Here is a 12,710-nt window from a genome sequence, read left to right on the forward strand (position 1 = left end):
GGGTGATTGCAGAATAGGCTCGAAAAACACTCAGCTATTTCGAGCCTATTTTAGAGTCGACACGGATAAAAATGCGTGTTTTATCCGGTTACTTTGTACTGGTGGAATCGAAAATCTTATCCGCATTACCCTCAATGAAGCTGTCAAATAGATTGCCATCAGGCATTTCGTGACGCTCTGCAAACTCATAGAAACAGCTTGGGATCAGACTTCTTTGTCCATCGGCAAACAAGTAGTCGATTTTATCTGCCATGGTTGAAGATTGTTCTAAGTAGGATTCTGGAGAGCCTTTTATTAAACCGCCAACGTCGTTAAGTACATAGCCTTGGTCGATTAACGTTTGGTTAACCGTCGTAATCTTGTCGAATGTGGAAAGGTGATTAATGCTGACCGTAAAGTGATTGGCCTGCAATCCCATGGTGGTTAACCAAGCGGCGTATTCACTGTGTTTGACTAACGTTAGGTAGTCCGCTTGTGTGGGGGTAGACCATAATAATCCAGCATAAAAAATACTGGGATCTTGAACCGCATCGGAGGGTATTTGAGCCACATATCGACTCAGGATGTCTTGGCATTCTTGTGGTAGCTCGTCTATTAATAATTCTGAAAGAAAAATTTTAGGCGCTTGTGAATCGTCGGTGTGGCGGTAACAACGGGCCTTTAAATGTTTATTTTCAAAACGAAAGGCCCCATAAGCCTGATAACCAAGAGCGATTAATTGTGGCTCAAGTTTCTCCAGAGAGATGGGCGAATTGTTGAAGGTTCGAAAAGCCACGTGATCGTTTATCACTTGCTCGCCATAACCTTTAAAGAGGGTTTGAATGCTCTGCGCTTGTGGGGTGACTTGTGTGTATTTTTGCCATAAGGCAGCGAAAAAATCCTGATAGGTCATGGCGTTACTCCAAATAAGTTGTCCTTACATTACTCTACTGCATTATTAACGGCTTCGACAAAAGCTAAAAAAGCATTTGATGATGCAGAAAAGTTGTGTGACCTGAATCAGCGTGCGCGGTTTTACTCTGAACGTAGCACATTTTCTTTTGCTCTAGACGGTACAAATAGCTGCTGTTTCGCCGCCAATATGGTGTTGATCAAATGCGCCGGAAAGCTTCGTGATTTTTGATGCGCTAAGCCAACCACACGCTTCAACTTGACGTCATTTAACGGCCTGAGACATAAGTCTTTTCGACCTCGTGATGAATGCTCAGGGATCAGTGAAATACCCAATCCTGCGGCAACCAGATCCAGAGCGTACTCTTCGGTTTTTACTTGTGCCCTGACATCTGTCGTAAGCTCTTGTTTTTGCATGAGATAGTGCCATGACTCGAAGATGTCACAAGGTGTGCGAGAAATAAAAGGCTGTTTGTCGATTTGTTTAATAGACAGGGAAGGGAAGTCAGATAACCAGTGGTCGAGTGGCATGGCGATGACATAATCGTCTTCCCACAAAGGGTAAAACACGTCTTCTTCCGTAGTATAACGATGACAAGTGAATCGTAAATCGGCACTTTCCGATTCGTCGACCAGTTTTAAGGTCAGTCCAGAGACTTCATCCAGCATGGTTTTGATGACTTGGCTTATCAGTGCTCCGGATAAAAACGGTGCCAGAGAGATAGACAGCGTAAGTGGTGCTGGTGTCTGGCTAAAAAGCTGACGCATACTGCTCATGTCATTCACCATTTTACAGGCATGTGGATACAGTTGTGTTCCGCTATCCGTTGCTGATACGCCTTTTGAATGCCTGACAAAGAGCTTGGTGCCGAGGTCTTCTTCTAATTGGTTGACGGTATTTGAAATCGATGGCTGGGCCACAAAACAGCGTTTAGCGGCAGCACTTAAGCTGCCTTCTTCGTACACGGCAATGAAATAGCGCAAAGATCGAATGTCCATCAGAACCTCAAGGAAAAGCTGAATCTTCAATATACCTATAGGTTTTAGGCGATGCTATAGGAAAAAACTAGACCACTAGCAGAAAAAGCATATTTCTCATTTCTATCTTGGCTGGGATAAGGTGAAGGCATCTTTCGAATTAACCTACAAAAGAGGCGAAACATGTCACAGACTTGCTTAGAAACCTTGGGCATCAACAAGCTAAAAGACGGTGATACTTATTACAGCGTGATGACTGGGAACACGATGTCATTAGGCCATGGCGCGGCTTTTTCTGCCCATAGTCCTATTGATGGAAGCGTTTCATCGAGCTTTTTGAACGCTACACCAAATCAATTGGATGAGGTGAGTACTGAATTGAACGCGGCGTTTAAAGCCTTGCGTATCATTCCTGCGCCGCGTCGTGGTGAACTGGTTCGTCGTATTGGAGAAGAAGCTCGTAAGTACAAACACGAATTGGCGCAAGTGATTTCACTGGAAGCGGGCAAAATTATGCCAGAGGCATTGGGTGAAGTGCAGGAATGGATCGATGTCTGTGATTTTGCTGTCGGTCAGTCACGTATGCTGCATGGCTTGTCTATTGTCTCTGAACGCCCCGGCCACCGAATGATGGAGCAGTGGCAGCCATTGGGTCCGGTAGCAGTGATTACAGCGTTTAATTTTCCGATGGCGGTTTGGGCTTGGAACGCCATGTTAGGCCTTGTTTGCGGAGATCCAATCTTACTTAAACCCTCTGAAAAAGCCCCTCTTTGTGCTTTGGCCATGTATCAAATTGCGCAGAATGTGTTGGCGGATATGCCTGACCTACCCAAAGCCTCTGTCTCTGTCATGATTGGCGATCGTGATCTTGGCGAAGCCATCGCTGCGAGCGAGACGTTTCCTCTTGTGTCGGCGACAGGGTCGACGGCCATGGGGCGAGCGGTGGCTCAAACGGTGGCGGCGCGTTTAGGTCGTTCATTGCTCGAACTAGGTGGTAACAATGCCATGATTGTCTCAGACACAGCGGATTTGGATTTGGCACTACGCGCCATTGTGTTCTCCGCGGCAGGCACAGCGGGACAGCGTTGTACAACGTTGCGACGTTTGATTTGTCATGACGATATTGTAGATGGCTTGGTGTCTCGCTTGGCGAAATCTTATTCGTCTTTGCCGATAGGCAATCCTTTGACAGAGGGTACGTTGGTCGGACCATTAATTGATGGGGGAAGTTATCAGCGGATGCAGGCGGCTCTTGAGTCGGCAAAGCGACAAGGTGGTGAGATTGTGTGTGGTGGTGAACGTGTCACCGAAGGGGTGCCTAAGGGTGGTTATTATGTCAAACCGGCCATAGTCCGAATTGCTCATGACGCACCAATTGTTCATGAAGAAACCTTCGCGCCCATTTTATATATTTTAACGTACACAGATTTTGCGGATGCCATTGAAATCCAAAATGAAGTACCGCAGGGCTTGTCGTCTGCAGTCTTCACAGAAAGCATGCGTGAAGCCGAATTCTTTATGTCGCCAGCGGGGTCTGACTGTGGGATCGCGAACGTCAATATTGGTACGTCTGGCGCTGAGATCGGTGGTGCATTTGGTGGCGAAAAAGACACCGGCGGTGGTCGTGAATCCGGCTCTGATGCTTGGCGAAATTACATGCGCCGTACAACCAATACCGTGAACTACGGCGGTGACTTGCCGTTAGCACAAGGCATTGTCTTTGAATGAGTTAGGTCCGTCTCAGTGGGGAGTAGAAAAATGATGGGATCCGGTTGTCAGTCCCTGTGGCGAGCAAGTGCGACAGATGCACCTCAGTTGAGAGCTTTAGAGGGATCGCATCAGGTCGATGTGGTGATTGTTGGTGGTGGTTTTACTGGGCTATCGACGGCATTGCATTTGGCCAAAGAAGGTATTGCGGTGCTATTACTGGAAGCGGATGAGCTTGGTTACGGTGGCTCAGGGCGAAATGTGGGCTTGGTCAATGCCGGCGTTTGGCTAGAACCGGATTTATTAGATAAGCAGCTTGGCAAGGAGGCTGGGCGTCAAATGTATGACGCGCTTGCAGTGGCACCGGAGTTTGTATTTAAACTCATTGAGGAATATAGCATTGAGTGTGAGGCGACTCGTAACGGCACTTTGCATGCGGGTGTTGGTCAGGCAGGCTTGGCGCAATTAGAGCGTCGCTTTGCTCAGTTAAAACAGCGTGGTGCACCTGTGAGTTTATTGGCCGCAAAAGACGCTCAAGCGCGCATCGGCTCCGATAAGTTTAACGGAGCTTTGTTTGACCCCCGAGCGGGAACCATTCAGCCTTTGTCTTATGTTAGAGGATTGGCCAAAGCCGCTATAAAAGAAGGGGCGAAATTATTTGAGTGCTCCCCTGTGACCGGTTTGACGTCATCGCAAGGCAACTGGTTAGTTAAAACGCCGCATGGGGAAGTCACTACCAGTAAGGTGATTCTAGCCACGAATGCCTACTGCCAACATGGTGTCGCGAATCAGTCGAGTAAATTTGTCCCCATTGCATACTCTCAATTAGCGAGCCAGCCATTAACTTCTTCTCAGTTGGCGCAGGTGTTGCCTAATAAAGAGGGCGTTTGGGACACTTGTACTGTGATGAGTTCTTTTCGTTTAGACCTGCGAGGACGGCTGATTTTTGGCGGCATGGGAGCAGAAGGGCGAGTCTTGTCAAATTGGGCATCACAAAGAGTCAGAGAGCTTTTTCCGTCGCTGGGCGAATTGGCTTGGGAGTACAGTTGGACAGGAAATATTGCCTACAGTGCAGATCACTTGCCTCATTGTCAGCAGCTTAAAGACGGTTTGTTGAGTATTTCTGGCTACAGTGGACGAGGTATTGGCCCTGGTACTGTGATGGGGATGGAGTTAGCGCAATGGATAACGGGGCAACGAGAAATGTTATCCGTGCCGATGACAAAGCTTAAAGACATTCCATTTCGTGAAATTCAACGAATTTTTTATGAACTGGGGGCGCAAACGTATCATCTTGGACAGAAAGTACATGTTTTGCGTTAGCAGTTATTGAAAAGTTTGCATCTTTTTGGTGCGATTTTACGCGTTATTTGCTGATTACTGGTTGGGAATTTTGGCGTTATAGGATACAGTGGTTGACTTATGTTTCCAGCGAATGAGTAGCGCCTAACATGCGTCGTTATATCCCATCCTCTACGGCTTTGAAGTGTTTTGAAGCGTCGGTTAGACATTTAAGCTTTACCAAAGCTGCAGAAGAGTTGCATTTGACTCAAAGTGCCGTCAGTCGTCAAATTCGTAATCTTGAAGAGTTTCTTTCTCGCGATCTTTTTATTCGGCTTAATAAGCGACTGGTGCTGACGGGAACAGGGGCGGCTTATTATAAAGAAGTCGTGCCACTGCTGGATCGAATGGAAAACGCCTCGTTACGAATGTTGCATCGTGAAGACGAAAAAACCACTTTAACCTTATCGGCTTTACCTACCTTAGCATCATATTGGTTAATGCCATTGTTGGCCGAGTTTCAGCGCCTTCACCCACAATTCCAAATCAAAGTTCGTTCATTAGACGATGCGGCTAAAATCGACCCTGATGCGGTGGATGTGATTTTGCATTACGGTGGCGATCATTGGCCGAGAGCCGTGTCTCATCAGTTAATGAGAGAAGACGTGTTAGCCGTGTGCTCACCGCTGTTGCTAGAACGAATGGACGCGAGTAAGTCTGTTTGGCAAGCAGGGGATGTGACGCAATTTCCATTTTTGCATTTGTCGTCGAGAATTAATGCTTGGCCAGATTGGATGGTATCGCAGGGGTTAGAAAGTGGTTCGTTTGCGGGGGCTTCGTTTGCGCATTTTCATATGCTTCTGGAAGCCGCGAAGAATAGCATGGGGGTGGCTATTTTACCTTGTATTTTAGCGCGGAAAAGTCTGGCCAGTGGTGAGCTGGTCGCACCGTTTGGTGGACCTGTGGTGACGCCTCATGAGTACCTGTTGTCGTATCCAGTTGATAAGGCCGATCTTGAACAAGTGGTGGTTTTTCGTGATTGGCTTTTAGCGACGTTAGAGCACCATAAACAAAATTAATGGCCTGAATAGGTTGGGCAGTCTGTAACAAAATTACATGCCTGTGATAGTATCAAATAATAATCATGATCAATTTACGGGATAGATTACCATGAACAAAAAAACCACAGCACTTTTCATCCTTGATGGGTGGGGCTACAGTGAAACCTCTAAATCCAATGCAATTGAAGCAGCAAATACACCTAACTGGGACAAGCTTTGGGCAAATTACCCTCATACTTTGATCAAAACATCTGGTTTAGCCGTGGGCTTACCTGACGGCCAGATGGGCAACTCAGAAGTGGGTCACATGAACCTTGGTGCGGGTCGAGTGGTTTATCAAAATTTCACACGCATCGGTAAAGCCATTGAAGACGGTTCGTTTTTTGAAAATTCTGCGTTGGTGAATGCCGTAGATAAAGCCGTCGCAGCCGGAAAAGCTGTTCATATTTTAGGCTTGTTATCGGATGGTGGTGTACACAGCCATCATGAGCAAATCATGGCCATGTGTGAGTTAGCTGCGAAGCGTGGCGCGAAAGCTATTTACGTACACGGCTTTACGGATGGTCGCGATACACCGCCTCGCTCGGCACAAACGCCAGTTGCTGAACTTGAACGTAAGTTGGTTGAATTGGGTGTGGGTAAAATTGCGACCTTGACCGGGCGTTACTATGCCATGGACCGAGACAATCGTTGGGAGCGAGTTCAAACCGCTTACGATGCCATCGTATTAGGTAAAGGCGAGTTTCAAGCCGAGACGGCTGAACAAGCGGTTCAAGCCGCCTATGAGCGAGACGAAAATGATGAGTTTGTAAAAGCGTCTGTAATCGGTGACGAGGTTAAGGTTGAAGATGGCGATGCCATTGTATTTGCTAATTTCCGCCCAGATCGCGCTCGTCAATTGACGCGCGCTTTCACCGATCCAAGCTTCGATGGTTTTGAGCGTGAAGTGGTTCCCAATCTTTCTGCCTTCGTGACCTTTACAGAATATGCGTCTGATATTGCTGCGGATGTGGCGTTCCCACCTGAATCGTTGAAAAACACGTTGGGTGAAGTGTTAGCGAACCAAGGCAAGAAACAATTACGTATTGCGGAAACCGAAAAATATGCACACGTGACTTTCTTCTTTAATGGTGGTGAGGAAGCGTTGTTTGATGGTGAAGAGCGTGAATTGATTCCATCTCCCAATGTCGCAACCTATGACTTACAGCCTGAAATGAGTGCGCCAGAAGTCACAGATAAGCTGGTGGAAGTGATCGAAGCGGGCAAATACGACACCATCATTTGTAATTTCGCAAACGGCGATATGGTAGGACACAGTGGTATTTTTGACGCTGCTGTAAAAGCTGTGGAAGCAGTGGATGCCTGCCTTGGTCGAATTATGACGGCATTAGACGTGAACGGTGGACAATGTTTGATTACGGCGGATCATGGTAACGTTGAGCAAATGCTAAGTGAAGATGGTAGCCAACCTTTGACGTCCCACACTAATGGGCCAGTGCCTCTAGTGTTGTATTCAGCGGTTCAAGGTGTTGGTCTTAACTCTGGCTCTTTGTGTGACCTGGCACCAACCTTGTTGGATATGATGGGCATGGGGATTCCTAGCGAAATGACAGGCGTGAGTCTTTTAACGCGCTCATGAGGCTATAATGATAGGGTTTATACGTTCATTTCTATTGTGCCTTCTTCTGCTACCAAGCGTCAGCTTGGCGGCAGGCGAACCACAGACGCCAGAGGAAGCGAAACAGCAGATTCAAGCTTTGCAAAAAGATTTGAAGAAGCTCAATAGCTGGCTGAAAGAAATCAAATCAGAACGTTCGGATGTGGAAAAGCAACTTGAAGGAAAAGAGAAAGACATTCAAGAGCTCTTGAAGAAAATCCAAAGCATTCAAGACAGTCTAAAAAAAGGCGAACAACAGCTGAGTGAGTTGAGGGTTCAACAACGGTCTTTGCAATTAAGCATCCAACAACAGAATGATCAAATAGCCGCCCAATTAAGGGCGGTTTATCGTTCAGGTAAAGAAGAAAGTATTAAACTCTTTTTAAACGGTGACAACTCAGAAGATGCACAGCGATTGGTGCAGTATAACCGCTACTTTTCGAACGCTCGCCAGTCATTGATTAATGGTTTTATTACCGAAGTGAATGATCTCAATTTGGTCGAAAAAAGCATTCGCAGTCATCGTGCTCAACAAGCGCGAGAAGAAGTGGAGCTAAAAGCACAACGCAAAAGCTTACTTTCTCAACAATCTCAGCGACGTACCTTATTGGCTAAGCTGGACAGTGATCTCGCCAAAGGAGGTCAAAGGGCTAAGCAGTTGAAGCAAGACCAGCAAAATCTACAAGCTTTGTTACAGCAATTGGAAGAAGCGTTAGCCGATATTCAGATCCCCGACCCTGAAATCCCCTTTGCTTCGCTTCGTGGTCAGTTAGTTAACCCATTAAAACGTATGGCGAAACTGCCTTCGAGTGGCGGTATTGATTTGGGGGGCGTCACCCTAAAAGCTCAAGAAGGTGAGCCGGTGCGGGCGATTTCACAAGGTCGAGTGGTGTTCGCAGATTGGATGCGTGGTTTTGGTTTTTTGCTGATTTTGGATCATGGCGACGGCTATATGTCTATGTACGGTTATAATCAAAGTTTATTAAAAGAAGTTGGCGAATGGGTTGGTGCTAATGATATTGTAGCCATGGCTGGTAGTACTGGTGGCCGCCCTGATAGCGCCTTATTCTTTGCGATACGACACAATGGTGCGCCGTTGAATCCACTGTCTTGGGTGTCAGGTTAAAGATCAGTTTATAGGAATGAATATGGTTAATTTTCTGCGTTATGGCATGTCGGTATGTTTGTTGGCGAGTTTTACGCCCATTGCTTTTGCTGCTGACGCAAACCAAGAGTCTGTTTTACCCACAGCGGAAATCCAATCTTTCGTTGAAACCTTCGAAACCATTCGTGAAGGCTATGTTGAAGTCATGTCAGATGAGGAGATACTTCATAAGGCTTTAAAGGGGATGGCGGCAGGGCTTGACCCCCATTCTGAGTATTTTACCAAAACTGAGTTGGTTGAATTTAATGAGCTGACGTCAGGTAATTATGCGGGCATTGGTGTTGAAGTGGAGATGAAAGACAAACGTCTGACGGTTGTCACGCCAATTGATGGTTCCGCTGCCTCTGAGGCAGGGATTTTACCGGGCGATGTGATTGTGCGTATTAACAATACCTTGATTACGGATTTAGGGATGCAGGATATCATTACCTTGATGCGAGGAGAGGTGGGCACTGAGGTCAGTCTAGACATTGAGCGTAATGGCGAGATTCAGCAGTTTGAATTGACGCGGCGTTTGGTTGAAGATGCCAGTGTGTCCTATAAATGGTTAGAAGGTGCCATTGCGTATTTTCGTATCAGTCAGTTTCAAAGTGATACCGATGATGAGTTTAGTGACGCCATCCAAGCATTAAAAGCAGAGAAAAGCGTTCGAGGAGTGGTATTGGATTTACGAAATAACCCAGGCGGCGTATTGCAAAGTGCCGTTGGTGTGGTAGATGCCTTTATTAATTCCGGTATGATCGTTTATACCGATGGACGTCATGAGATGTCCAAAACTCAATTTGTCGCCAGCAGTCGCACGACCTTATTTGAGAAAGTGCCTTTGGTGGTATTGGTCAATGAGGGTTCAGCTTCAGCATCGGAGATTGTTGCAGGCGCCTTGCAAGATCATCAGCGAGCGGTGATTTTAGGCACGGAAACTTTTGGCAAAGGGTCTGTGCAAACGGTTGTGCCACTGTCCAATGGTGATGCTGTGAAATTAACCACAGCCTTGTATTATACGCCAAATGGTCGCTCTATTCAGGCGCAGGGGATCCAGCCTGATTTAGTGGTGCCGCAAGCCAGTTTAAGTTTTGATGAAGGCCAATTTTTTGTCAAAGAGGCTGAGTTAAAAGGCCACCTTGGTAATGGCACTGGGGGCGAGGAGCGAACCAGTGCGGATGTGGAAACGGGCATTGCTGAACTGGCCAAAACGGATTTTCAATTATTCCAAGCGGTGACCTTGTTAAAGACGCTTCCTAAACTCATTCAATAATCATGATGTACCCTGTGAAAATACGCCTAATGGACGCTAGGTTTAAACTGGCGTCTTTGTTTATATTTTTTATTTTTAGTAATGCGTTTTTCTTGCCCGCAGCTTGGGCCGTGGATAACTATGTTACTTTGCAGCAGCCTCCTAAAACGGAAGAGGTTTTCGATTTTAGTGAGTATTTGGCGCTACCAGAGCAAAAAATGCCGAAACAGCCAGAGTGGCTTGGCCCAGTTTTACCTGTTTCGCCTGAGCCAAAAAGTCTTGAGCAGTCGTATCCTATTATTGATTCAGAGCACACTTGGCAACCTATCATAGCGCCAATTTTACTCTCACCTGAAACAGTACCCAATGTTTTATCGGCACCAACACTGACTCAGCCTGATAAAACGTCTTTCGATAAGGCTGACTTGATGGCCACAAAAAAATTTGTGGACGAGCATCCTAAACCTCCTAAGATTGCCATTCTAATCGATGATTTGGGGTACAACCGTCGTGGTATGGAATCGTCTTTAGCGTTACCAACTGAGGTGGCCTTAGCTATTTTGCCTGAAACACCTTATGCCCACCAAACTGCAACACGGGCGCAAGCGCAATTACGTACAACGTTATTGCATGCACCGATGGAAAATCAAAGGGAGTTAAAGCTTGGGCCGGGGGGACTTTATGCCAAGATGTCTGAGCAAGAATTAAAAGCGGTGCTGATTAAAGATCTTGAAGGCCTTCCTGGGATTCAAGGGGCGAATAATCATATGGGCAGTTTGTTGACAACGAAGCCAGAATCCATGAAATGGGTGATGGAAGTATTAAAAGCGCGCTCCCTGTTTTTTATAGACAGTCTAACCAGTCCCGACAGTGTGGCGGAGAAAACGGCAAAAGAGTATGGCTTGAGAACCGTTCGTCGAGATGTTTTTTTGGATAACATTCGTACGGAAAAAGCCATCGATAAGCAATTTTCTCGTTTGTTGAAACTGGCTCGTCGCCATGGACGTGCGTTGGCCATTGGCCATCCATACCCAGAAACTATGTCTTATTTACAGCATAGGTTGGTCGATTTACAGCAAGATGGGGTGCGTTTGGTAGCACTTTCAGAATTGCTTGAACCATCAAAGACTTCTGAAACAGCAAAAAAATAAGCTTATCAGATTTTTTTGATATAAAAATCGTACTTTTTTGCAATTTTTTTCGAGCGCTTTGTACTAAGTTATAAGTACTGTATAAGTGTTTTTTTTAATACAGTGTCTAATCGTCTTTCTTATTCGTCTTCATACCATGTCATGACACGGTGCGAAGGCTCTCTTTCGTCAGTCATAAATTCTATTTTTTCGCGCTTATTTAGTGGATTATTCTTACCTTGTATTTTTATGTGGTGAATTATTTTCTTTTTATTGGAAATAACAGTGCACCACTATTGACCAAACTTTAAACAAACATTAATGTGTAGCTTTATTCTAGTGCACATTTTTTGAATAATTGCATGGCAGTTTCCTTTTTCAATACAAGATTTAGGGTTTGGTATTGATTGGAACGCTTCTTGCTTTTGGATAATAACGATAAAACACAAAACGAGTAGAGGCTTTTCTTATGTCAAATGCGGTAATTAGAAAAACATTGGTATCTCTTGCTGTCGCAGGGTCAGTAACACTGGCGCATGCGGACGTGGTCATCGGCGTTGCAGGTCCTCATACAGGGGCTTATGCAGCATTTGGTGCTCAGCTATGGAATGGGGCTTCCGCAGCGGCTAAAGCGATTAACGACGCTGGCGGTATCGATGGTGAAATGATTAAACTGGTAAAAGCGGATGATGCTTGTGAACCCAAGCAAGCCGTCTCTGTTGCTAACCGCTTGGTGGATTCTGATGAAGCCGTCGCAGTGGTTGGTCACTTCTGTTCTTCTTCTTCAATCCCAGCTTCTAACATTTATGAAGAAGCGGGTGTATTACAGGTAACGCCTGCCTCTACTAACCCTGGTTATACAGATCGAGGCTTGCCAAATGTGTTCCGTGTATGTGGTCGTGATGATCAGCAAGGTGATGTTGCTGCTAGCTATATTGTGGACACACTAGGAGCAAAAAACGTCGCTGTTATTCATGACAAAGACACTTACGGTAAAGGTTTGGCGGATGCCATGAAATCGACTTTGAATGCTTATGGCGTGAAAGAAGTGCTGTATGAAGGCCTGACTCGTGGTGAAAAAGACTTTAACGCCCTAGTGACGAAAATCCGCTCCGTTGATGCTGATGTTGTTTACTTCGGTGGCCTGCACTCTGAAGCAGGTCCGTTTGTTCGCCAATTGCGTGAGCAAGGTTCAAAAGCGGTATTCATCTCTGGTGATGGTATCGTATCGGACGAATTCGTGTCAGTTGCTGGCTCGCCTAAGTATGTCGATGGTGTCTTAATGACTTTTGGTGCTGATCCAACCTCTTATGCCGCTGGTAAAGACGTTGTTAATCAATTCCGTGCGGACGGTATTGAGCCAGAAGGTTACGTGATGTATTCCTATGCTGCGATGCAAGTGGTTGCGGAAGCGCTTAAACAAGCGGATCTGGACCCTGTTAAAGCGGCTGACTGGCTACATGGTCATAAAGTGGAAACAGTTATGGGAACCAAATCTTTTGATGAAAAAGGTGACTTGCTGGTGTCTGACTACGTGATGTATGAGTGGGATGACAAAGGCAAATACAGCATGCTAGACATGTAATTTACTGCTCTCTAAAATCAT

The 12,710-nt window shown here is 46.0% G+C and carries 10 protein-coding genes; 8 read left to right on the top strand and 2 right to left on the bottom strand.

Going from position 1 to position 12,710, the window contains the following annotated elements:
* Window positions 1–88: 88 nt before the first annotated feature.
* On the bottom strand, window positions 89–892 hold the full coding sequence (locus ACHUFM_RS09495; RefSeq protein WP_394181751.1) for a DUF1338 domain-containing protein: 804 nt from the start codon (window positions 890–892) through the stop codon (window positions 89–91).
* 122 nt (window positions 893–1,014) lie between these two features.
* Entirely contained in the window at window positions 1,015–1,890 is an 876-nt protein-coding gene (locus tag ACHUFM_RS09500) for a LysR family transcriptional regulator (RefSeq protein WP_394181752.1), read from the bottom strand.
* A 162-nt stretch (window positions 1,891–2,052) separates the two neighbouring features.
* On the opposite strand from ACHUFM_RS09500, the gene amaB reads away from it, so the two are divergent.
* From amaB to ACHUFM_RS09540, 8 genes are all read left to right on the top strand, one after another.
* Window positions 2,053–3,597: an L-piperidine-6-carboxylate dehydrogenase gene (amaB, locus tag ACHUFM_RS09505; RefSeq protein ID WP_394181754.1), complete on the top strand. Its 1,545-nt coding sequence runs from the start codon at window positions 2,053–2,055 to the stop codon at window positions 3,595–3,597.
* A 30-nt stretch (window positions 3,598–3,627) separates the two neighbouring features.
* Complete coding sequence (locus tag ACHUFM_RS09510; RefSeq protein WP_394181756.1) at window positions 3,628–4,899, top strand: NAD(P)/FAD-dependent oxidoreductase; 1,272 nt, start codon at window positions 3,628–3,630, stop codon at window positions 4,897–4,899.
* A gap of 128 nt (window positions 4,900–5,027) precedes the next feature.
* Window positions 5,028–5,936: a LysR substrate-binding domain-containing protein gene (locus ACHUFM_RS09515; RefSeq protein ID WP_394181757.1), complete on the top strand. Its 909-nt coding sequence runs from the start codon at window positions 5,028–5,030 to the stop codon at window positions 5,934–5,936.
* 91 nt (window positions 5,937–6,027) lie between these two features.
* On the top strand, window positions 6,028–7,557 hold the full coding sequence (gpmI, locus tag ACHUFM_RS09520) for a 2,3-bisphosphoglycerate-independent phosphoglycerate mutase (protein WP_394181759.1): 1,530 nt from the start codon (window positions 6,028–6,030) through the stop codon (window positions 7,555–7,557).
* A gap of 7 nt (window positions 7,558–7,564) precedes the next feature.
* Entirely contained in the window at window positions 7,565–8,701 is a 1,137-nt protein-coding gene (locus ACHUFM_RS09525) for a murein hydrolase activator EnvC family protein (protein WP_394181761.1), read from the top strand.
* Between the two features lie 22 nt (window positions 8,702–8,723).
* Complete coding sequence (locus ACHUFM_RS09530; RefSeq protein WP_394181763.1) at window positions 8,724–9,995, top strand: S41 family peptidase; 1,272 nt, start codon at window positions 8,724–8,726, stop codon at window positions 9,993–9,995.
* A gap of 29 nt (window positions 9,996–10,024) precedes the next feature.
* The gene (locus ACHUFM_RS09535) at window positions 10,025–11,125 is read left to right on the top strand and encodes a divergent polysaccharide deacetylase family protein (protein WP_394181765.1); all 1,101 of its coding nucleotides are present in this window, start codon (window positions 10,025–10,027) and stop codon (window positions 11,123–11,125) included.
* 448 nt (window positions 11,126–11,573) lie between these two features.
* Window positions 11,574–12,689 (top strand): branched-chain amino acid ABC transporter substrate-binding protein, encoded by a 1,116-nt coding sequence (locus tag ACHUFM_RS09540; RefSeq protein ID WP_394181767.1) that lies wholly within the window; start codon window positions 11,574–11,576, stop codon window positions 12,687–12,689.
* The last annotated feature ends 21 nt before the right edge of the window (window positions 12,690–12,710 follow it).

Source organism: Marinomonas posidonica, assembly GCF_043643765.1.
Lineage (GTDB): Bacteria > Pseudomonadota > Gammaproteobacteria > Pseudomonadales > Marinomonadaceae > Marinomonas > Marinomonas posidonica_A.

Bases quoted from the DNA above. Each gene is read 5' to 3' on its own strand.
- ACHUFM_RS09495 (WP_394181751.1), bottom strand. From the start codon at position 892: ATGACCTATCAGGATTTTTTCGCTGCCTTATGGCAAAAATACACACAA.
- ACHUFM_RS09500 (WP_394181752.1), bottom strand. From the start codon at position 1,890: ATGGACATTCGATCTTTGCGCTATTTCATTGCCGTGTACGAAGAAGGC.
- amaB (WP_394181754.1), top strand. From the start codon at position 2,053: ATGTCACAGACTTGCTTAGAAACCTTGGGCATCAACAAGCTAAAAGAC.
- ACHUFM_RS09510 (WP_394181756.1), top strand. From the start codon at position 3,628: ATGATGGGATCCGGTTGTCAGTCCCTGTGGCGAGCAAGTGCGACAGAT.
- ACHUFM_RS09515 (WP_394181757.1), top strand. From the start codon at position 5,028: ATGCGTCGTTATATCCCATCCTCTACGGCTTTGAAGTGTTTTGAAGCG.
- gpmI (WP_394181759.1), top strand. From the start codon at position 6,028: ATGAACAAAAAAACCACAGCACTTTTCATCCTTGATGGGTGGGGCTAC.
- ACHUFM_RS09525 (WP_394181761.1), top strand. From the start codon at position 7,565: ATGATAGGGTTTATACGTTCATTTCTATTGTGCCTTCTTCTGCTACCA.
- ACHUFM_RS09530 (WP_394181763.1), top strand. From the start codon at position 8,724: ATGGTTAATTTTCTGCGTTATGGCATGTCGGTATGTTTGTTGGCGAGT.
- ACHUFM_RS09535 (WP_394181765.1), top strand. From the start codon at position 10,025: ATGGACGCTAGGTTTAAACTGGCGTCTTTGTTTATATTTTTTATTTTT.
- ACHUFM_RS09540 (WP_394181767.1), top strand. From the start codon at position 11,574: ATGTCAAATGCGGTAATTAGAAAAACATTGGTATCTCTTGCTGTCGCA.